The organism is Carnobacteriaceae bacterium zg-C25 (assembly GCA_017945845.1).
GTDB lineage: Bacteria > Bacillota > Bacilli > Lactobacillales > Aerococcaceae > WM01.
The window spans coordinates 1,392,598-1,413,441 of the sequence record CP072828.1 but is presented as its reverse complement, the minus strand read 5'-3'; the positions used below and the strand labels follow the sequence as shown (position 1 = coordinate 1,413,441).

The window sequence follows — 20,844 nt, the reverse complement described above, 5'->3', positions numbered from 1 at the left end:
TATGAAAAAACACCGCACAAACGGTGTTTTAATTAGGTAGAGTAGTTCACATTAGTAAGTGAATTTATTTCATTCGAAATAGCCGTTTTATTTTTGGTGTATATTGTGGAAAATGCGTTTCCAATAGACCAAGTTTTAATGAGGCGTAAGCATAGGCGATTGCGCCGACAATAGCCGTAACGACAACACGAATGATATTTGGTAAAAAGCCAAATTCAGATAATAGTCTAGTTAAGATTAAGTAAGATAGACTTGCAAAAACGGACATGAAAATGGTACTCAAAATCGTTTTTTCTAACGAGTGGAAAACCGCTCGTGCATTAAAGCGTGTGAGGTGTTTCATTTCTGTCCATAAATAAAAGAGTGCCAATAGCGCGGCTGAAATATCGGCTAATCCCGGACCAATTTCTTTAAATAGCGCAATGAAAATCATGTCCATTAATAATTTGGTCGCAATTAAGATACTAAATGCGCGCAGTGCAACATGGTGTTTGCCCATACCTTGTAACATGCTAACAAAAATACTAAATAACCCGCTCGTAATTAATGCCAGTGACACAAATTTTAAGACGTGCGCACCGTTGGCATCACTATAAAACACACGATACATCGAATTACCCACAATGTTTAAACCAATAGCGGTTGGCAAAATAATAAACAAGTAAAATTGTAAGTTTTTTGTGATGGATTGTGCCAATTCTTTAAAACTTTTTTTGTGGTATAGCGTGGCAATATTTGGAATGGTTGCCGTTGTCATCGCCATGGTTAATGAACCAACGATTGATGTCAATTTAATGGTGTTGGCACTAAACCATGAGTACGATATAGCCGTTTTTCTAGCGTCGTAGTCAGAAAAATCGTGTAAAATCGGACGGTATAAAAATTGATCGATAATGGCTAGTACGGAAGCTCCCATACTCATTAAAACAAATGGAATGGAATCTTTTAAAACCGTCATCAAACTCATTTTGAAATTGATATGAATATTTTTTTCGCCTAGGCGTATACGATCCATCAAGTATGGATACGCTTTGGCAAATTCAATGAGTAAAAAGATTAAGGTAACAGCTGCCCCTACAAACGCCGCAAAAGTGGATTGTTCCACCGCCTCGATGAATGAACCGCCCTTGATTTTCATCACATAGTAGGTCATCCCTAGCATATAACCAACACGCACAAATTGTTCGATAATTTGTGATACGGCAGGTGTTGTCATCTGCTGATTACCTTGAAAGAACCCGCGCAAAATACTAATCAGTGGCAAAATGACTAGCGTCGGGGTCAATGTTCGCAACACGCGAATATTGTCCATCATGTTATGTGTCGGCTGCACTGAATTGTTCGCGATAAACCCCGCTGACAAGTAAAAGATAGAAGCAGCGATTAATCCAAATGCCACCATGACAATTGCGGAATGTTTAAACAGTTGCATACTCGCTTTATATTCTTTTTGTGCATTGAGTTGAGACACTTGTTTTGTAATCGCCATTGGGAACCCAGCCGTAGCAATATCAATAAATAAAACATACGGATTATAGGCAATCGCATATAAACTGTTCGCCAATTCGTAATGCTCGCCAATCCATTTGGACCAGAAAATAATATAAACGGCACCAATTAAACGGGACAGTAAAAGCCCGGCAGATAGCCAAGCAAAGCCGTTAATTAATTTTTCATTGTTCGATAAATTATCGATTTGTGATAATTTATTTGCTTTTCTTTTTAACATAATCGCCTCTAAAGCATAAAATCATTTGCCGTATACGACAAACACGCTAGCTTCATTATACAATTTTTTAAGAAAATGTAAAAAAGAAAAAAACGGTGGTAAAATCCATTAAAATGAATTAGAGATTGAAAATCGATGATTTTTGTGCCACTTTTTGCAAAAAAACGGCTATATTATCATAAATAGCCTATGAAAATATGCTATAATAAAGGAATGTATAGGAGGTTTCTAGATGAGTAGAGGGTTTAAAATTGTATCGCAATATGCAGATAAAGGCATTAACTTACCAAAGCGTGCTACACATCACGCAGCAGGCTATGACTTTGAAGCGGCAGAAGATACGGTTATTCCAAGTGTGTGGAAAACATTATTTAAAGCAGTGGCTATTGAATTGAAGCAGTTTATTCAGCCAAGCACCACGACACCACAACAAGCGCAAGAAAACGAAGTGAATAAAGTATTAAAACCAGTTTTGGTACCAACAGGCATTAAGGCGTACATGAACGACGATGAGTATTTGCAATTGACAAACCGTTCAAGCAATCCGTTAAAACACTTTTTAGTTTTGTCAAACGGGGTAGGTATTGTGGATTCGGATTATTACGACAACGCCGACAACGAGGGACACATTTATTTCCAAATGAGTAATTTTGGATTGAGAGATAAAGTGATTCAAAAGGGCGATCGTATCGGTCAAGGTATTTTCTTGACGTTTTTAAAAGCGGACGATGACAGCACGTCATCACAGCGTGAAGGTGGTTTTGGATCATCTGGAACGCAATCGCTTGAGCAATAGGAGTAGCCATGGCAAAAAAGAGTGAACTGATTTTTCAATGTATGGCGTGTGGATACGAATCTGCAAAATATGTCGGAAAATGCCCGAATTGTCAAGCGTGGGGCGAAATGGAAGAAGTCTCAAAATTCCAAGATAACGCAAAGACAAACACACGTGTAGATTTTGAAGGCAACACAACAAAAGCATTACCCATTAAAGATGTGGCATTCACAAAAGAAAGTCGCGTTCAAACGGAACTTTCAGAGTTAGACCGCGTACTTGGTGGTGGTATTGTTTCCGGATCACTCGTTTTAATTGGTGGCGATCCTGGAATTGGGAAATCAACCTTGTTGCTTCAAGTATCGGCACAGTTACACAAATTAAATCATCGTGTACTTTACGTTTCGGGAGAAGAAAGTGCCTCACAAATTAAAATGCGTGCTCAACGTATTGGCATTACGGACGGGGAATTTTATATCTACCCCGAAACGCAAATGGCATCTATTATTAAAGCCATTGAGCAAGTTAAACCGAAATATGTCATTATTGACTCTATTCAAACGATGGTACACGAAGGGGCAACGTCTGGTATTGCTGGAAGCGTGTCACAAATTCGCGAAAATACCGCTACATTAATGCATTTGGCAAAAGCCAATAATATTGCGATTTTTATTGTTGGTCACGTTACAAAAGAAGGCACCATTGCTGGACCGCGTATGTTAGAACATATGGTGGATACGGTACTATATTTTGAAGGCGAAAAACATCAAAGTTTCCGTTTATTACGTGCGGTTAAAAATCGTTTTGGTTCAACAAATGAAATAGGTGTATTTGAAATGCATCACGACGGCTTAAAAGAAATTATCAATCCATCAGAGTTTTTCTTGGAAGAGCGATTAAAAGGTGCCAATGGTTCAGCCGTTGTTGTATCGGTGGAAGGCACGCGTCCATTATTGGTTGAAGTGCAATGTTTATTGACGCCAACAGCATTTGGCAATGCAAAACGCACATCGAGTGGTTTAGAATACAATCGTGTGTCGTTAATTATGGCGGTTTTAGAAAAACGAACAGGCATGTTGCTACAAAATCAAGATGCGTATTTTAAAGTGGCTGGTGGTGTGCGTTTAGAAGAGCCGGCAATTGACTTAGCGATTGCTGTGAGTTTGGCATCAAGTTATTACGAACAAGAAACGCAATTAACCGATGCCTTTATTGGAGAAATTGGATTAACTGGTGAAATTAGGCGTGTAACCGCGATTCAAGAGCGGGTAAACGAAGCTAGTAAATTAGGGTTTAAGCGTCTATTTATTCCACAAAACAATATTAAAGGTGTGAAAATCCCAAATGGGATACACGTTATCGGTGTTTCAACGATTAAACAAGCGTTAAGTGAAATTTTTAAACGCTAAAAGGTGTGAAACAGGTATGCGTACCTGTTTCACATGACATTAAGGAAAAGGAGGAGAGCATATGAAAAATATAGGCAAGAAAATTATTGTGGCTGTAGCCGTACTATTAGGTGCCAGTTTAGGTGCGTTGTGGCTACCACAATTTTGGTCTCTATTAAATATGGAGAACGCTTTATTGCAAAACGGCATTATAAATGGTATTATTGGCGCTATTTTATTTAGTTTACTGTCATTATTCCTAGCCAATCCGATATTAAATGTTGTGATGCAAATTGAAAATAAATTATTAAAAAAATCACCATTCTATCTATTGTTTGGAAGTATTGGTGCGATTGTCGGATTAGTCATTGGGACGTTGATTAGTTCCATTTTCCAATACATTCCCCTTCCGGGTGTTTCAGATGTATTACCGGTCATGATTACTGTTTTAGCCGGGTATCTTGGCTTTGGTGTTGGGACACGCCGTAGTGATACGTGGGGCAAATTGTTGAATCAATTAAAACCACAAAAAGTAGAGTCACAAATTTTATCGCGCAAAGCAAATGATACAATGCATCAATACAAAGTTGTCGATACAAGTACCATCATTGATGGGCGTATTGCCGACATTGTGGATACGCGCTTTATTGAAGGGACTTTGGTGATTCCGTTGTTTGTTGTGCATGAATTGCAGTACATTGCCGATTCATCTGACAATTTAAAACGTGCTAAAGGGCGTCGCGGACTAGATGTGTTAAATAGATTACAAAAATCGGATAAAATTAGTGTGGAAATTTACGAGGGGGATTTTGAAGATATTCCCGAAGTTGACAGTAAATTGGTAAAATTGGCAAAAACGTATGAAGCCATTGTTTTAACCAATGACTATAACTTGAATAAAGTTTGTGAATTTCAAAATGTGCCTGTACTCAATATTAATGAATTGGCAAACGCTATTAAACCGGTTGTTTTACCGGGAGAAACAATGCGTGTGTTAATCGTTAAAGATGGAACAGAACGTCAACAAGGGGTAGCTTACTTAAATGACGGCACGATGATTGTCGTTGAAGATGGGCATTATTACATGAATGAAGAGATTGATGTGGTGATTACGAGTGCGCTTCAAACGGCGGCTGGGCGCATGATTTTCGCTAAACCAGTACATTCTCAAAAGAAAATAAATGAAACAAAAGCATAAAAACATGACAATTTGAATAGAAATGTTTAAACTATTCAATGGCAAAGACGAAACATTGCTAAGGAGGAATATTGACCATGTCAAAACCAATTCGCGTGCGTTACGCACCAAGTCCTACTGGACATTTACATATCGGAAATACGAGAACGGCACTTTTTAACTTTTTATTTGCTCGCCACCACGGCGGAGAGTTCATCATTCGTATTGAAGATACGGATACAAAACGAAATATTGAACACGGAGAAAAAAGTCAGTTAGATAATTTATCGTGGTTGGGTATTGAGTGGGACGAAGGTCCGGACAAGCCAAACGAAAAATATGCACCGTACCGTCAGTCAGAACGTTTGCATATTTATCGACCAATTGTTGATCAATTGTTGGCAGAAGATAAAGCGTATTTATGTTACTGTACCGAAGAAGAATTGGAAGCAGAACGTCTAGCGCAACAAGAACGTGGAGAAATGCCACATTATAGTGGTGCACATGCGTATTTAACGCAAGAAGAGCGTGATGCCTTTGAAAAAGAAGGGCGTACACCTGTTGTGCGTTTCCGCGTACCAGAAAATACAACGTATTCATTTGTAGATATGGTCAAAGGGGATATTTCATTTGACAGTAATAGTTTAGGTGGCGATTTTGTCATTATGAAACGTGACGGTATGCCAACGTATAACTTTGCGGTTGTTGTGGATGATCATTTTATGGAGATTACGCATATTTTACGTGGTGATGAGCATATCGCCAATACACCAAAACAGTTAATGATTTATGATGCGTTTGGTTGGGACCGTCCAACATTTGGTCATATGACATTAATTATGAATGCGGAAACGGGTAAAAAATTAAGTAAGCGTGACGAGTCTATTTTACAATTTATTGAACAGTACAAAAATTTAGGCTATTTACCAGAATCTATTTTTAACTTTATTGGTTTATTAGGTTGGTCACCAGTTGGTGAAGAAGAAATCTTTACAAAAGAGCAATTTATTGAATTATTTGACGAAAAACGTTTAAGTAAATCACCAGCATCATTTGATGCGAATAAATTGGCATGGGTAAATAGTGTCTACATGAAAAAAGCGCCTCTTGATAAAGTCGTTGAATTGGCGTTGCCTCACTTAATCGAAAAAGGCTATGTTTCAGAAAACGCAACAGATGCTGAACTAGCACATGCTAAACAAGTGATTAGTCTATACCATGAACAAATTCATTGTGGAGCAGATATTGTTGAAGCGTCAAAAATTTTCTTTGAAGAAACATTTACGTTGAATGATGAAGCCAAAGAGATTTTACAAGGCGAGACGGTAGGTGTTGTATTGGCAGCGTTCCGTAGTAAGTTAGAAGCATTAACGGTGTTTAACGAAGAAAATATTAAACATGCGATTAAAGAAGTACAAAAAGAAACAGGCGTAAAAGGTAAAAACTTGTTCATGCCGATTCGTGTGGCGACAAGTGGTGCGTTACACGGACCCGAATTAGCCAAAACAATTGAAGCGCTAGGCAAAGAAAAATGCTTAGTACACATTAATAGTGTGGCGTAATAACCGTATAAAAACAGCGTTAGGTTCTAGACTTAACGCTGTTTGACGTTGTATTGCTCTGCAGTGGATAAGAGAGATGCTTTATCAAAATAGGGTGGATGGCTTGTGCCATCCACCCTAAAAACTTTATTTTGTAATTGGTTTACTATTGTGTGTTTTCATAATAAAGTATTGTGCGCATAGCAAAGCCGCTACGTAAATTAATGAAAAGTAGATACCATAATCAACAATAAAGTCTGCTGTAGGGGAAATATCAAAACTTGATAGTAATACGCCAGCACCGTAGTAACTTACAAAAACAATGATAATACCAGCAAATTTGTTGCTAAATTTATTGGCAATTAATCCTAGACAATTGAATAATGTTCGAGAACCAAAAAATCCTAATAAAATTAGCAGTAGCATGATGAATGGATTAAAGACGTATGTTGCTGTCTTATAAGCATAGGCAACTTCTGTTGGTGCTGTAAAAAAGAGTGAGAATAAACATAGCACACAACCACTAATCACAATAATGATATCTGTAATGATTTGTGTAAGAAAAATTTCTAAACGTGTAAAACCACCTTGAATCAGTGTTCTGAAATAAATGGGCGTATAGGAAAAACCCATAAAAATCAAAATTAAGAAACCTATCCAAACGAATATCGTTAAAAATTCAGGAGCTATAGAAATTCCTCTACCTTTAGTGGCCAGTAGACTAAAGAGCATAACAACACCGAAAACAGAAGCTATACTAATGAGTAAAACTTTAAATTGATCGACAAGAGTATATTTTAAACCATTTAGAATACGCATTATTGTTCTCCTTCTCTTTTTGTTAAATGAATGAATAAATCTTGCAGTTTAACAGGTGTAACGGTTAAACCTTCTGGTATTTGTCCATAAATATCGCCTAAAACAACGCTTTGTTTTAAACCGCCTAAATAATCGTTACCAATGACACTCATGCCACGTGTAAATTCATCAACTAATTGTGCATTTCCTGCAACGGATTTTGCCATTTGTGTTAAATTATCGGTACTATCTGCAACAATAATTTCACCATTATCAATAATGATGACATCTTGTAATAAATAGGCAACTTCTTCAATGATGTGTGTTGAAATAATAAAAGTGCGTTGACGACGTTCGTTGGCAGCCAATAATTTTTTGTTGAATAAAATACGATGGTTAGCGTCCAAACCAAGAACTGGCTCATCTAAAAAGACGTAGTCACATGGCACGCATAGTGCAACGATTAATTTTGCGATACTGCGATAACCTGTTGAAACGGCTTTTAATTTACGTGTAATATCTAAATCAAAGGCATTACATAAATCGTTAGCAAATTCCCAATCGAATGAGCCGTATAACGTTTCCGCTAAATTGAAAATGCGTTTGATTTTATAGTCAGGGTAGAACCAATCTTCGTCACTTGTTAAATAAACGCGTCTTAACATGTCAGGTGTTGTTAATAACGGTTGATTATCTAATAAAATTTCTCCAGAGGAAACGGATAATCGATTATTAATCATATTTAACAACGTGGATTTTCCCGCTCCATTTCGCCCTAAAATACCGTAAATTCGATTAGGCTCAATGTCAAAAGAAACTTGGTTTACCGCTAATTTTTTGCCGTAATATTTGTTTACATTTTTAACTTGTAAGCTCATTTTATATACTCCTTTTCAATTAGTGTTACAACATCTTCTTGTGATAGACCAAGAGATTTTGCAAGAGAAACAAACTGTGATAGTTGTTTTTTCATAAACGTATCTCTACGCTTTTTAGCAATTAGCGTATGTGCATTTTCTGTTACAAAAATACCGATGCCGCGTCGTTTTTCAACAACGCCTTCATCGACAAGTAAATTAATACCTTTTAGCACCGTTGCAGGATTAATTTGATAGCCGTTAGAAATTTCAGTTGTTGACGGAACTTGTTCGCCAGCTGTATAAATTTTTTCAAAAATGGCTTTTTCTAATTCGTTTGCCACTTGTTGAAATAACGGTTTTTCGCCAGAATAATCAAATTTCATGATGTCCCCCTTCCCTAATCGGTTAGTTATTTATGTAATTAAGTATATAACTGAATAAGCGGGAAATCAATAGCAAATATAAAATAATTGATAAAAATAGTAAAATCTTTAAAATAGAGCTATAAAACAAAAAGTTATCCACAATTTTCATAGATATTACGTGGATAAGTGGATAAAACTGTGGAAAAGGTGAATAAATGGGACTAATCTATTCAGAAAATTTTACAATTCGTCATCGAGATGTGGATCGCTTCGGTAAGGTAAAGTTGTCAATGCTTGTTCGTTTATTGTTAGAGGTATCCGGACAACAAACGCAAAACTTAATTCATCAGCATGGTAATCCAATGGCGGATAAAAATTTAACGTGGTTTATTTTACAACACGACATGAACATTCATCGTTTACCAACATGTGATGAAACCATTACGATTGAAACAGAAGCGTTAGCGTATAATCGTTTTTTCACCCATCGCCAATTTCGTGTTTGGTGCAATGGAGAATTGATTGTTGAAACGATGATGCGATTTGCGGTGGTGGATATGCTTGAGCGAAAATTAGTGCGCATTTCACCAGAACTTGTTGAACATTATCAAGCAAGTGAGATGATAAAATTAGACGCAATGGTCAAAATAAAACGTGTTGAAAATGCCCCTATCAAAATCAATGATTATGCAACGTATTTTAGCCATATTGATATGAATCAACACGTCAATAATGCAGTGTATGTAGACTGGGTGGTGGATAGTTTAGATAGTGCCTTTTTAGAAACACACCTACCTAAAAAAGTATCCATTGTGTACGAAAATGAAGTGCGTTTAGGCGATAGCATCACACATGAATTGTACGAAATAGATGAGATAACCATTCATCATTTAAAAAACGGAGATAAAAGTGCGGCTAAGGCACAAATCCACTGGGAACATATCAAGGTATAAAGCATTTAACGTAAAAAAAGAAGCTGTTAAAAGGCTTCTTTTTTGTTTAGAAAGATTAAAAAACGATAATGTAAGCGTTGTCAGAATTAAATTTTAATGATAAAATAACGGTGTAGAAAAATTTGGCAAATGATTCCTTTTTAGTTTTGTTGCCAGAACAATAGTGTGTATCGCTAAACGTAGTTAATAACCTATGAAGCGTGTCATTTGAGTTTGTATGAATTTTAAAAATAAATCGCATAAACGGGTTTAAAAGGGGGAACGTGTATGCTTTTTTATAATATATCACGTTATCGTAATGGTGATTTACAATGAAGTGATGTGGATTGTAAAAAATCGCAGAAAGAAAGTAGGCAGAAAAATGAAAAAAGTAGTTAGTAAAGTCATGTTGGGTATTCTATTTTTATCGTCAATTCTATTGTTTTGTCCGTCAAAGGTAGACGCTGAATTTTTAGATAGAAGGAAAGACATACATCCTAATATAACGGTAATTGGCACGATATACGTTGATGAAGTTGATGGTCAGTATACGGATGCAATTAAGCCTAACATTTTATTATTAGGCTGGATACCTAATATGACGCTTACAAAAAAGTTCGTTGATGTCAAAAAATATGGAACAGGATATGTATTATATTATAGGGGAATCTTGCAAGGTACAGAAGGTTTGAGAGGTGAAAAAGGGAAGAAGCGAGTATTTAAGCCTTTCTCAGGAGTATTTTGTTTTGTAAAATCCATTCCTACTGAATGTAATCGTTGGGGAATTTGTAAGTGGTAATCTGGTATATTTGATAATGCATGACAATACGTCATTTAAGTTTATGCAAATTTAATAATCATTTTGGATAATATAAAATATTTTTAAAAAAAGGGGAACGCTTATGAATTTTTACAATGTATCACGATATAAGAATGGTGATTTTTATATTTGAATGATGTAAATTTTTAAATAAAATAGAAAGAGAATGTTTAAATGAATAATTTGGATTGGTTGGAACGCTTTCGATACGACTCATTTGTGGATAATATAGGACGTATTGGTGAAGAAATTAAAATAGGATTAATTTTTATTGCATTTTCCATAGTGTTATCAACGCTCATTTTTTGTTACTTTAAATATCGTTATGACAAAAAGAGTAAAAATGAAAATAATTTTAAAAATGGTGTTGACAATGATTAATTAGTTTTGTTATACTTGCCTCGTAAATGAAACACGACGATAAAGAAAGTAAAACAACGGATTGTTTTAGAGAGCTAACGTTTGGTGAAAGTTAGTACAAAAAATTGTTTGAAAATGGCTTTTGAGTGGACTACCCGAATAGTGAAGGTAGTACGGGAGTGCCCGTTATAGCAACACAGTATAATTCTTTTGAACGTACTGGTAGAGGTTTTATTAGTGATAATAAAACGAATAAAGGTGGTAACACGAGTAGACTTTGACACTCGTCCTTTTTAAGCGAAAGCTTAGAAAGGGCGAGTTTTTTGTTTATACAAAAGAAAGGAAGAGCAAATGATTAACTTAACAAATGTCAGCGTGACGTTTAAGCAAGATAAACGCATCATTAAAGCGGTAGATGATGTCACGCTAAATGTAGAAAAAGGTGATGTATTCGGCATTATCGGTTATAGCGGGGCAGGAAAAAGTACATTGGTACGGACAATTAATTTATTACAACGTCCAACAAATGGAACAGTTCATGTCAATGGTGTAGATTTGACACAATTGAGTGCATCACAATTGCGTCAAGCACGCAAAAAAATAGGGATGATTTTCCAACACTTTAATTTGATGAATAGTATTAGCGTGTTTGAAAATGTCGCCTTTCCGTTATATAAAGCAGGATTATCCAAAGCGGAAATCGCTCAAAAAGTCAGTTCGCTACTGGAATTGGTTGGTTTATCGGATAAAACCGATGCGTATCCGCGTCAACTCTCAGGTGGTCAAAAGCAACGTGTTGCGATTGCACGTGCGTTAGCAAATGACCCGGATGTGTTGTTATGTGATGAGGCAACAAGTGCGCTTGACCCAAAAACAACGTATGCGATTTTAGAGTTATTAAGAGAAGTGAATAAACAGCTCGGCATTACCATTGTCATTATTACGCATGAAATGCAGGTCGTTAAAGAAATTTGTAATAAAGTGGCTGTTATGGAAGACGGGCGTGTTATTGAACAAGGCGATATCTTGGATATTTTCACAAATCCACAAAATGATTTAACAAAAGATTTCATTGATACGGCAACGCATGTGAATAAAGGCATTCAAACCGTTTTAGAACATGAAGAGTTATTGAATTTAAAAGATGGCGATGTTTTAGTAAAAATTGCTTTTACGGGAGCGTCTACGGGGGAACCGTTAATTACACGATTATCGACACAGTACAGTGTTTCTGCCAATATCTTGTTTGGAAATGTGGAAATTGTTCACAATACACCGATTGGTAATTTATTAGTCGCATTGTCCAGCGAAGTTGGCAACATTGAAGAGGCAATTAACTTTATTAAAGAAAATGCACACGTTGATATTATTGAAGATAGACGAAAAGGAGGTGACAACTAATGGATTTAACATCAATTTTTCCAAATGTGACCGAACGTGTCTATCAAGAAATTGTAAAAAGTACAATTGAAACATTAACTATGACGGCAATTACCGCCGTTATTGCAGGGGCGCTAGGTATTGCACTCGGTGTTTTATTGGTCATTACAAGACGTGGCGGTATTTTACAAAATGTATTTCTTTATACCGTTTTGGATAAATTAGTCAACGTGTTTCGTTCGATACCATTTTTAATTTTATCCATGTTAATTATACCGATTACCCGTGCACTTGTCGGAACAACGATTGGTATTCCGGGGGCGGTTGTCCCATTGATTTTTGCCACTGTTCCGTTTTTCTCTCGTCAAGTGCAACTAGCACTTTTAGAAGTTGACGCGGGTGTGATTGAAGCGAGTGTTGCAATGGGATTAACGCCATTACAAATTATATTTAAAGTCTATTTAAAAGAAGGCTTACCAAGTTTAATTCGTGCCGGGTCGTTGACAATTATTAGTTTAATTGGTTTAACAACAATGGCGGGTGCATTTGGTGGTGGTGGTTTAGGAAATCTAGCCATCGCTCGTGGATATAATCGCTTCCAAGGGGACGTGATGATCATTACGGTCGTTATTATTTTAATTATTGTATTTATTTGCCAAGCAATTGGTGACTTTTTAGAAAAAGCAACAACAAAATAAAATGAAACAACAAGGAGAATGAATATGTCATTTAAAAAATTAGTATTAGCAGCAACAACTATCTTTACTTTAGCAGCGTGTGGCACACAAACAGGTGGTACAGCAACAACAACACAAAACAAAAACGAAGCAAAAGTCGTTAAAATTGGGTTAAACGGAACAAATCATCCGCAATGGGATTACGTGAAGCAACAATTGAAAGAAAAAGAAAATATTGATTTACAAATCGTTGAATTTGAAGACTATGTCACACCAAACACTGCCTTAGAAGAAGGATCAATTGATTTAAACGCATTCCAACACATTTTATACTTGAAAAAATTTAATGCTGAAAAAGGAACACACGTTAAAGCGATTGGATACACAATGTATTCACCAATCGGCGCATACTCTAAAAAAATTAAATCTTTAGATGAATTGAAAACAGGTGATAAAGTAGCGATTCCAAACGACTCAACAAACGGTGCGCGTGCGTTACGTTTATTACACAATGCCGGTGTTATTCAATTAAACGACATTAACAACACATTAGTAACTGTTGCAGATGTTGTTGAAAACAAAAAGAACATTGAAATTGTTGAATTACCAGCCGCACAAACTTTCCAAGCATTAAATGACGTTGCAGCGTCAGTTATTAACTCTAACTATGCAACAGAAGCCGGATTACAACCTAAAAAAGATGCGATTTACTTAGAAGCCGTAAACGAATCATCAAAACCATATTACAACGTTATCGCTGCGCGTGAAGATCGTGCAAACGAAGAAGTTTTCAAAACCGTTGTTAAATATTACCAAACACCAGAAGTTGCTAAAATTGCAGAAGAAGCATTTAAAGGATCTTCATTAGAAGTTTGGACACGTGCAAAATTAGAAGAGTAATATCATAAGGCTAGGCTATCCTAGCCTTGTTTTATAAGGAGAATGACGATGGGTAGTATAAAAGAGTATGTTAAAACGATTGAACAAGATGTGATTGCGTTAAGACGCCATTTTCATCAACATCCCGAGCCAAGTTTAAAAGAGTACGAAACGGCTAAAAAAATTGAAAGTGAATTGGACAAGTTGAACATTCCGCATGTTCGTGTAGGCGAAACGGGTGTTTTAGCGACTATTAAAGGTCAAAAAGGCGATGGCCGTACAATTTTGTTGCGTGCCGATATCGATGCTTTAGAGATTGCTGAAAAAACAGGCGTATCTTATGCGTCGTTAAATGAAGGGTTAAGCCATGCATGCGGTCACGACGCACATACTGCAATGGGATTAGGAACAGCGCGTATTTTAAATGATTTGCGTGATACGTTCGCTGGTAAAGTGTACATTGCTTTTCAGCAAGCTGAAGAAATTGGTGCGGGTGCCAAACAATTTGTTGCATCTGGTCTAATTGATGATATTGATGAATCGATTGGTGTACATACGAACTCAGCATCCAAAGTCGGTACGATTTTAGCGCGTGGTGGTGCTGTAAATGCCTCATGTGATATTTTTAAAATTCATTTAAAAGGGTTGAGCGCACACGTCGGTAAACCTCACTTGGGAATTGATGCGGTAGTGGCGGCAAGTCAACTTGTCGTGTCGTTACAAACTATCGTTGCTCGTGAAATATCGCCTGTTGAAGAGGCCGTTTTAGGTGTTGGTCGCTTACAAGCGGGAACACGCTATAACATTGTTGCCAACGACGCCGAAATTGAAGGAACCATTCGTGCGTATTCTAATGAAACGCGCGCACAATTAAAAGCGGCGATTGAACGTGTTGTGAGTGGTATTGCGACAACGTATCGTTGTGAGTATGACATTAAATGGCACGATGCCGCAGCACCGGTCATTAACGATGCAGAATGTGCAAAAGAGGCATTAGCAGTTGCTCAAACGATTGATGGCTTTGATACATTTGTTGATACGTATGAAAAATCAATGGGTGCAGACGATTACGCAGACTATACAGTGAAAAAACCAGGCGTGTACGTTTTATTAGGTACACAAAGTGGTCATGATACCGCATACGGTCATCACCACGAAAAATTTAATATTGATGAACGTGCGTTAAGTTTAGGGGTAGAATTTGAAGTGAACTACATTTTATCACGTTTAAATAAATAGAAATCAAACTAAGTGGTATCAAGGTACTGCTTAGTTTTTTTGTTTTATCCTTTTAGCTAGTCATTGACCGAAAGATACGTTGCGCAGGTTATATAAAAAATACCAATTACGATAAACTAAAGGTGTAAAATAATGTTGCAGGAGAAGAAGTATGACCAAAGTGGAGAGTGTAAGAAAAAGTGTTGCCATTCTAATGTTGAAAGAATTTGATGTAAGAAATTTATAAATTGACTTCTGCACCCAAAAGTATATAATTTTAGGTGCAAGGGGGGTGACTTTTATGACAACAATCACAAATGAGGTTGAAAAGACAATGAGAGAAAATCAAGGCGAAATTTATTCAATTCATGATTTTTATTCTTTAGGTACAAAAAATACTGTTAAATCTATTTTATATCGCTTGAATGAAGAAAATAAAATAGAGAGATTAATAGATGGATTATACACAATGCCAAAATATAGTGAAATATTGAATGAATACTCGTATCCTGATACAAATAAAGTAGCAGAAAAAATTGCAGAAAAATTTTCTTGGACGATTGCTCCAACAGGAGATACTGCACTAAATTATACAGGACTATCTACACAAGTACCTAATGAGTATATTTATATTTCAGATGGAGCATATAGAGAGTATGAATATCGAAATAAAAAGATTATTTTTAAGCATACGACTAATCGAAATATTACATCATACTCAAAAAAACTGTCTATTTTGATACAAGCAATAAAAGCACTTGGTAAGGATCGTATTACAAATGAAAACATTAAGAAATTAGCGATTTTTAGTAAGAACATTAAGGAAGACTTGAAAAAAGATACTTTAAAACTTCCTTTTTGGATTCAAGAAGTTTTAAATAAAATAGAGGATCAACGATATGAATAGAATATTAGATTTATCAAACGAAGAATTAGAGCTTGTTATACAGAATACATCAGATAAATTAAATCTTTCAAAGGCAATTATTGAGAAAGATTTATGGGTTTGTGTGATATTGAATTATTTGTTTGGAAGCTTTAAATATAAGGATAATATCGTATTTAAAGGTGGAACCAGCCTATCTAAAGTATACAAACTGATTAAACGTTTTTCAGAAGATATTGATCTTGCACTTGACTGGAGAGTATTAGGTTATGGGGAAAAAGAACCTTATGAGGAAAGAAGTAATACAAAGCAATCAAAATTCAATGACAAGTTAAATGAAGATACAAAAGTTTTTCTAAAGGAAGAGGTACTTTATACTTTAGAAAAAGATTTTAAAGAAATATTAAAAGATAGAGATTTTTGCTTTTATATTGATGAAAATGATGAACAGACGATTTGTTTTGATTATCCAAAAAATCATAAAGATAGTTCTATATTGCAAGTTATACGTTTAGAATTTGGAAGTCTAGCAGAACCTATTCCAGCAAATAGACGAAAAATACAAACCTATATTAAAGAGGTCTATCCCAATGTATTTGATGAAGAAATAGAGGTAATAGCTGTAGATTCGTTACGAACTTTCTATGAAAAGATTACGATTCTTCACAGAGAAGCAAATAGAGTAAACGGAAACTATCCATCAAGATATTCAAGACACTTCTATGATGTATATCAAATGGTATGTACAGAAATGAGGAAAGATAGCTTCATGAATATGGAACTATTATCTTCAGTAATTGACTTTAAGAAAAAGTTTTATACTTCTAATTGGGCTAAATATGATGCAATCATGAAGGGAAATTTAAAACTTATTCCTAATAAAGAAGCATTAGAAATATTTTCTAAAGATTATGATAGTATGAAAAACATGATATTTGGGGAGAAACCTAAATTTGATGAAATGCTAGAAGAAATAGAAAAATATGAACAGGAATTAAATAGAAAAATACAAAGTAAAACATAGTATGGAAATTCGGCGATAGAAAATGATATTCTATTGACTTTTTTATTCAAAAAAACAAGGAGGAAAATATGAGAACAAATGATTTTTATAATCTATTGGAAATGGATTGGTTAGTAATGAAAGTCTGATAATTGATAAATAAAGTAAAGTCAAAATATAGAAAGTACATTAGATTAAAAAAGTAATGCAAATTACAATAGTCAGTTGCCCACTTCTGCAAGTTATGGTGACATACATGGTTAAATAATTTACATGGATAACGATTTATCTATTGTTCAACAGTCGTTACTTCATTAGGGGTAACGGTTGTTGTGCTTTTTATGTTATACTGTCAAGGACAATAATGATGGTGGTGTGAGTTGAGCGTTGCGTATTTAATGCGTTGGATATACACCACAGCAAAGGGAAAATATGGGACAATTTGATTATTTAAACGGGCTAACTTTGGCGTATGTTGGAGATGCCATTTATGAAATTTATGTGCGGGATTACTTGGTGCGAAACGGGATTACAAAACCGAACCATTTGCATCGTGCTTCAACACAATTTGTATCGGCAAAAGCACAAGCAATGATTATGCAAGCGATGTTAGATTGTGACGGGTTGTTAAGCGAACAAGAAATCGCTATTTATAAGCGTGGGCGGAATACAAAAAGTGCAACGTCAGCAAAAAATACTGATATTTTAACGTATCGTGTTGCAACTGGGTTTGAAGCGTTGATGGGTTATTTACATTTAGATAAACAAATCAATCGTCTTGAAGAACTGATTGCATGGAGTTTTGCGTATATAGGAGACAAAAATGGAAAAGAAACAACAAAATAAGCGTGGACATTACAAAAATAGAAAAGTAGTCACAAAAAAAGAGCCGTTTGTACAAAAAGTAGAAGAGGACGCCGTTGATAATGATTTTGTTATGGGACGTGTTCCTGTCATTGAGTTATTAAAGGGAAATCGTGATGTTAATAAACTTTTTATACAAAGTGAATTGTCTGGTGAAAAAATCAATGAGATACTGACATTAGCTAAAAAGAAAGGGATACAAGTTCAGTCTGTACCAAAAACAAAATTAGATACATTGTCTAATCATGCAGTTCATCAAGGTGTTATTGCAACCGTTGCGGCGCACGCCTATGCTCAATTGGAAGATATTTTCGAAAAAGCACAGCAAAAAGGCGAAGAACCGTTCATACTGATATTAGATGGAATTGAAGATCCGCATAATTTAGGGTCTATTATGCGAACAGCCGATGCGGTTGGAGCGCATGGTATTATCATTCCAAAAAGACGCGCGGTCAGTTTGACGTCAGTTGTGGCAAAAACATCAACAGGTGCCATTGAACACGTGAGTGTTGTACGCGTCACGAATTTAACGCAAACGATTGAAGAGTTAAAAAAACGTGGTGTTTGGGTATTTGCGACAGATATGCAAGGGACAACATATACGCAATGGAACGTAAAAGGGGCGCTGGCGCTTGTCATTGGCAATGAAGGCAAAGGTGTATCACGTTTAGTTAAAGAAAGTTGTGATGAACTATTAACCATTCCAATGGTTGGGCATGTTCAAAGTTTAAATGCCAGTGTAGCTGCGGGTATTTTAATGTATGAAGTTTTTCGTGGTAGACAACTGTAACCCTTAATTATGCAAAGGGGAGTGTGTTGTCGTTGTTATCAGAAAAAGAAATGATTATGCGATATAAATTAGGGGATGAAGATTGTCTTGAAATGCTGATTCAACGTTATATGCCGTATTTTCAGTCCAGTATAAAACGGTATCGTATAAAAGGGTATGACGTTGATGATATGCTTCAAGAGTGCCGTCTAGTCATGCTATGTACGATTCAAAAATTTGATGAAACTTATAATGTTTGCTTTTTTACGTATTTAAATCGGCTATTACACAATCATTTCTGTCGATTGTTACGGAATACAACAACCCAAAAACGATGTGGTGAAAAGCAATGCGTTTCATATGATGCTTTTGAAATGGATAACTATGTAGGAAAAGGATATTCTCAATCATTAAATCCGCTAGACGTATTATTAGTTCGCGAACAATTTGATTGTGCGTACGATACATTAACAAAAAAAGAAAAAGAAGCAATTTATCAAAAATATTATGTCAACAAAGAGAAAAAAGGACGTAATCATCATTTGTATCGGGGTAAAAAGAAAATAAAAGACGCCATACGTTGCCTATGATGGTTATCGATAAAATTGAAAAATACAAAAATAAGAAAATAAAACAACGAACACTGTTGAATGCACGATGTAATGACATGTACATCTGCGACTTGATGCGTGTTCGTTGTTTTTGTGTTTATTCGTACAGCGCCAATTTATGTGGCTCCGCTTTTGGGTTGGCTTTTTCTTTTCGATCATTCACTAAATGCAGTAAAACACAGCCGATAATGTAATTCGTCAATTGAATAGGGTTATTTAAATCTAAGTTGAGTAATTGTTCGATTTTACCCATACGATAACGGACGGTCTTGTGGTGTAAATACATTTCATTGGCTGTTGCGGCAAAATTGAGATTATTTTTTATAAATGTGTGCAATGTACAAAATAGTTCGTAATGATTATCGAATAACTGCTTGAGATTATTTGGAATAGCGGCATTGTAATCATCTTTAGGTAAACGAATTAAAAAGTTGAATACACCTAAATCATCTTCATCAATGATGTAGCTTGTGAAAAATGAATCGTTAAATTCTTTTAAACGTAATGTATTTGTTAATAATGTACGAATTTCTTGGTATGTGCCTACCGTACTTAAATAATAATGAACATTATCGATTTTTGGTAACAGTTTTTGTAATAAAGTTTTTGATATTTTTTGATTTGGTTTATGTACGTTAAATAGAAAAATAAGTGTATTTTTACTCTCGTAATAAACAAATAAAATATCACTTTTTGAAAAAGCTTTTTTTAAAGTATCTAATTTTAATACGTCTATATGTCTAGGTAAGTTAATCAATAAAATTTGATAGTACGGATGATGAAATAGATTGATGTCTTCCAATAAAAGTTTTAAATCGTACGTATCATCATGCATGCCAAATAAAATCGTAGAAATGGTTTTGTTACGATGTAAAAACAGTTCATTTTTTTTGTAATAATCTGCGTCAATTTTTTGAACTAAAATATCTAAAAATTTTTCTATCGCTAGAACGAGAGAACTATCAATTGTGTCGCTATCCAATTGAATTGTTAAAGTGTATTGTCTGAAATCTGAATGGTTGTGAATGTATACGTAATGATGGTTTGCGGTGGTGTCTGGCGCAGTGTTATAGGAACGTATCCGGTAAGTGTGTTTTGCAAAACCATTATCCACAATTTGTTCGGAGTATCTTGAACTAAGTGGTTTTTCAAATTGACTAGATGTAAATAGTTTATCTTCTAATGAGAGTGAAATGTGTTGATTCGTAAAATTGACAAATTGCTGGGCAAGATCTTCATATGAAAAGCGTGAATCGATAAACGGAGAAAATTGTTTATTTGCATCATAATATTGACGTAATAAAAACGATTCATAATTTAATATTGGTTCATGGATAGATAAAATAATCGATTCATACCCTAGTGTTCCAGGAATTTGAATTAAAGGGATTTCTTTTGTTTCGCACAAATCAATGAAATATTGAGGAACTTCATCAACTAAACGTTCAATTTTAAAAATAATACCGCTAATACCAATTGCGGCAATTTTGTCAAAAAACAAAAGAAGTGCCGCTTCATTTTGGTGTTGAAAAGCAGCGTAAGAGGTAATTAAAACTTGGTTTTTAACTGCCCAACGTTCAATATCAATTGCTTCAATAATCATAACGGATTCAATAATATTATCTAATTTATGTTCTCCAGCAAGCACTTTGGCGTGTTCTAGTAATTTTAATTTGAGTAAATCAACAATTTTCATAGCTCCTCCTTTAGACAAATGGATAAAAAAACGGCAAAAATTCTAAAAAATATGGCATGGAAACGCAATCATAACCGATTTATAATTAGTTTAACAAATAAAAACAAAGGAGTAAA

Annotated in this window: 21 protein-coding genes and 1 other annotated feature; of the genes, 16 read left to right on the top strand and 5 right to left on the bottom strand. The window is 35.2% G+C overall.

Features of this window, described 5'->3' with window-relative positions:
- Positions 1-64: 64 nt before the first annotated feature.
- Positions 65-1,729, bottom strand: a complete 1,665-nt coding sequence (locus tag J7S27_06650) for a polysaccharide biosynthesis protein (protein QTU82942.1) — start codon at positions 1,727-1,729, stop codon at positions 65-67.
- A gap of 232 nt (positions 1,730-1,961) precedes the next feature.
- Here J7S27_06650 and J7S27_06645 point away from each other — a divergent pair, with 232 nt between their 5' ends.
- The 4 genes from J7S27_06645 to J7S27_06630 all read left to right on the top strand — a co-directional run bounded on the left by J7S27_06645 (position 1,962) and on the right by J7S27_06630 (position 6,631).
- Entirely contained in the window at positions 1,962-2,525 is a 564-nt protein-coding gene (locus J7S27_06645) for a dUTP diphosphatase (GenBank protein QTU82941.1), read from the top strand.
- A gap of 8 nt (positions 2,526-2,533) precedes the next feature.
- Positions 2,534-3,913 carry a DNA repair protein RadA gene (gene radA, locus J7S27_06640; GenBank protein QTU82940.1) on the top strand — a complete coding sequence of 460 codons (1,380 nt, stop codon included), beginning with the start codon at positions 2,534-2,536 and terminating at the stop codon, positions 3,911-3,913.
- 70 nt (positions 3,914-3,983) lie between these two features.
- Positions 3,984-5,090: a PIN/TRAM domain-containing protein gene (locus J7S27_06635; GenBank protein ID QTU83630.1), complete on the top strand. Its 1,107-nt coding sequence runs from the start codon at positions 3,984-3,986 to the stop codon at positions 5,088-5,090.
- 77 nt (positions 5,091-5,167) lie between these two features.
- Positions 5,168-6,631, top strand: a complete 1,464-nt coding sequence (locus J7S27_06630; GenBank protein QTU82939.1) for a glutamate--tRNA ligase — start codon at positions 5,168-5,170, stop codon at positions 6,629-6,631.
- A gap of 126 nt (positions 6,632-6,757) precedes the next feature.
- On the opposite strand, the gene J7S27_06625 is transcribed toward J7S27_06630, so the two are convergent.
- The 3 genes from J7S27_06625 to J7S27_06615 are packed head-to-tail and all read right to left on the bottom strand — an operon-like array spanning position 6,758 to position 8,651.
- The gene (locus tag J7S27_06625) at positions 6,758-7,429 is read right to left on the bottom strand and encodes a hypothetical protein (protein QTU82938.1); all 672 of its coding nucleotides are present in this window, start codon (positions 7,427-7,429) and stop codon (positions 6,758-6,760) included.
- Entirely contained in the window at positions 7,429-8,286 is an 858-nt protein-coding gene (locus J7S27_06620; GenBank protein ID QTU82937.1) for an ABC transporter ATP-binding protein, read from the bottom strand. The genes J7S27_06625 and J7S27_06620 overlap by 1 nt, the downstream gene beginning before the upstream one ends.
- Complete coding sequence (locus J7S27_06615; GenBank protein ID QTU82936.1) at positions 8,283-8,651, bottom strand: GntR family transcriptional regulator; 369 nt, start codon at positions 8,649-8,651, stop codon at positions 8,283-8,285. The genes J7S27_06620 and J7S27_06615 overlap by 4 nt, the downstream gene beginning before the upstream one ends.
- Before the next feature lie 197 nt (positions 8,652-8,848).
- Between J7S27_06615 and J7S27_06610 the strand changes: the two genes are divergently transcribed.
- From J7S27_06610 to J7S27_06555, 12 genes are all read left to right on the top strand, one after another.
- The gene (locus tag J7S27_06610) at positions 8,849-9,586 is read left to right on the top strand and encodes a hypothetical protein (GenBank protein ID QTU82935.1); all 738 of its coding nucleotides are present in this window, start codon (positions 8,849-8,851) and stop codon (positions 9,584-9,586) included.
- Between the two features lie 361 nt (positions 9,587-9,947).
- Positions 9,948-10,364, top strand: a complete 417-nt coding sequence (locus tag J7S27_06605; GenBank protein QTU82934.1) for a hypothetical protein — start codon at positions 9,948-9,950, stop codon at positions 10,362-10,364.
- Between the two features lie 195 nt (positions 10,365-10,559).
- On the top strand, positions 10,560-10,766 hold the full coding sequence (locus J7S27_06600; GenBank protein ID QTU82933.1) for a hypothetical protein: 207 nt from the start codon (positions 10,560-10,562) through the stop codon (positions 10,764-10,766).
- 27 nt (positions 10,767-10,793) lie between these two features.
- Positions 10,794-11,040: a binding site (T-box leader), on the top strand.
- Between the two features lie 56 nt (positions 11,041-11,096).
- Positions 11,097-12,146 (top strand): ATP-binding cassette domain-containing protein, encoded by a 1,050-nt coding sequence (locus J7S27_06595; GenBank protein QTU82932.1) that lies wholly within the window; start codon positions 11,097-11,099, stop codon positions 12,144-12,146.
- Complete coding sequence (locus J7S27_06590) at positions 12,146-12,823, top strand: ABC transporter permease (protein QTU82931.1); 678 nt, start codon at positions 12,146-12,148, stop codon at positions 12,821-12,823. The genes J7S27_06595 and J7S27_06590 overlap by 1 nt, the downstream gene beginning before the upstream one ends.
- Before the next feature lie 24 nt (positions 12,824-12,847).
- Positions 12,848-13,702 (top strand): MetQ/NlpA family ABC transporter substrate-binding protein, encoded by an 855-nt coding sequence (locus J7S27_06585; protein QTU82930.1) that lies wholly within the window; start codon positions 12,848-12,850, stop codon positions 13,700-13,702.
- 33 nt (positions 13,703-13,735) lie between these two features.
- Positions 13,736-14,920 carry an amidohydrolase gene (locus J7S27_06580; GenBank protein ID QTU83629.1) on the top strand — a complete coding sequence of 395 codons (1,185 nt, stop codon included), beginning with the start codon at positions 13,736-13,738 and terminating at the stop codon, positions 14,918-14,920.
- A gap of 280 nt (positions 14,921-15,200) precedes the next feature.
- Positions 15,201-15,806 carry a hypothetical protein gene (locus tag J7S27_06575; protein ID QTU82929.1) on the top strand — a complete coding sequence of 202 codons (606 nt, stop codon included), beginning with the start codon at positions 15,201-15,203 and terminating at the stop codon, positions 15,804-15,806.
- Positions 15,799-16,809 carry a nucleotidyl transferase AbiEii/AbiGii toxin family protein gene (locus J7S27_06570; protein QTU82928.1) on the top strand — a complete coding sequence of 337 codons (1,011 nt, stop codon included), beginning with the start codon at positions 15,799-15,801 and terminating at the stop codon, positions 16,807-16,809. The genes J7S27_06575 and J7S27_06570 overlap by 8 nt, the downstream gene beginning before the upstream one ends.
- A gap of 411 nt (positions 16,810-17,220) precedes the next feature.
- Positions 17,221-17,634, top strand: a complete 414-nt coding sequence (locus J7S27_06565) for a Mini-ribonuclease 3 (GenBank protein QTU82927.1) — start codon at positions 17,221-17,223, stop codon at positions 17,632-17,634.
- Positions 17,612-18,442 (top strand): 23S rRNA (guanosine(2251)-2'-O)-methyltransferase RlmB, encoded by an 831-nt coding sequence (rlmB, locus tag J7S27_06560; protein ID QTU82926.1) that lies wholly within the window; start codon positions 17,612-17,614, stop codon positions 18,440-18,442. Before J7S27_06565 ends, rlmB begins: the two co-directional genes overlap by 23 nt.
- Before the next feature lie 26 nt (positions 18,443-18,468).
- Positions 18,469-19,011 (top strand): sigma-70 family RNA polymerase sigma factor, encoded by a 543-nt coding sequence (locus J7S27_06555; GenBank protein ID QTU82925.1) that lies wholly within the window; start codon positions 18,469-18,471, stop codon positions 19,009-19,011.
- A gap of 118 nt (positions 19,012-19,129) precedes the next feature.
- On the opposite strand, the gene J7S27_06550 is transcribed toward J7S27_06555, so the two are convergent.
- The gene (locus J7S27_06550) at positions 19,130-20,728 is read right to left on the bottom strand and encodes a PucR family transcriptional regulator (protein ID QTU82924.1); all 1,599 of its coding nucleotides are present in this window, start codon (positions 20,726-20,728) and stop codon (positions 19,130-19,132) included.
- Positions 20,729-20,844: the final 116 nt, after the last annotated feature.

Excerpts from the sequence above, each read along its gene's own strand:
- J7S27_06585 (QTU82930.1), top strand. The coding sequence starts at position 12,848 with ATGTCATTTAAAAAATTAGTATTAGCAGCAACAACTATCTTTACTTTA.
- J7S27_06645 (QTU82941.1), top strand. The coding sequence starts at position 1,962 with ATGAGTAGAGGGTTTAAAATTGTATCGCAATATGCAGATAAAGGCATT.
- radA (QTU82940.1), top strand. The coding sequence starts at position 2,534 with ATGGCAAAAAAGAGTGAACTGATTTTTCAATGTATGGCGTGTGGATAC.
- J7S27_06595 (QTU82932.1), top strand. The coding sequence starts at position 11,097 with ATGATTAACTTAACAAATGTCAGCGTGACGTTTAAGCAAGATAAACGC.
- J7S27_06625 (QTU82938.1), bottom strand. The coding sequence starts at position 7,429 with ATGCGTATTCTAAATGGTTTAAAATATACTCTTGTCGATCAATTTAAA.
- J7S27_06550 (QTU82924.1), bottom strand. The coding sequence starts at position 20,728 with ATGAAAATTGTTGATTTACTCAAATTAAAATTACTAGAACACGCCAAA.
- J7S27_06650 (QTU82942.1), bottom strand. The coding sequence starts at position 1,729 with ATGTTAAAAAGAAAAGCAAATAAATTATCACAAATCGATAATTTATCG.
- J7S27_06605 (QTU82934.1), top strand. The coding sequence starts at position 9,948 with ATGAAAAAAGTAGTTAGTAAAGTCATGTTGGGTATTCTATTTTTATCG.
- J7S27_06570 (QTU82928.1), top strand. The coding sequence starts at position 15,799 with ATGAATAGAATATTAGATTTATCAAACGAAGAATTAGAGCTTGTTATA.
- J7S27_06615 (QTU82936.1), bottom strand. The coding sequence starts at position 8,651 with ATGAAATTTGATTATTCTGGCGAAAAACCGTTATTTCAACAAGTGGCA.
- J7S27_06610 (QTU82935.1), top strand. The coding sequence starts at position 8,849 with ATGGGACTAATCTATTCAGAAAATTTTACAATTCGTCATCGAGATGTG.
- J7S27_06600 (QTU82933.1), top strand. The coding sequence starts at position 10,560 with ATGAATAATTTGGATTGGTTGGAACGCTTTCGATACGACTCATTTGTG.
- J7S27_06630 (QTU82939.1), top strand. The coding sequence starts at position 5,168 with ATGTCAAAACCAATTCGCGTGCGTTACGCACCAAGTCCTACTGGACAT.
- J7S27_06620 (QTU82937.1), bottom strand. The coding sequence starts at position 8,286 with ATGAGCTTACAAGTTAAAAATGTAAACAAATATTACGGCAAAAAATTA.
- rlmB (QTU82926.1), top strand. The coding sequence starts at position 17,612 with ATGGAAAAGAAACAACAAAATAAGCGTGGACATTACAAAAATAGAAAA.
- J7S27_06590 (QTU82931.1), top strand. The coding sequence starts at position 12,146 with ATGGATTTAACATCAATTTTTCCAAATGTGACCGAACGTGTCTATCAA.
- J7S27_06565 (QTU82927.1), top strand. The coding sequence starts at position 17,221 with ATGGGACAATTTGATTATTTAAACGGGCTAACTTTGGCGTATGTTGGA.
- J7S27_06575 (QTU82929.1), top strand. The coding sequence starts at position 15,201 with ATGACAACAATCACAAATGAGGTTGAAAAGACAATGAGAGAAAATCAA.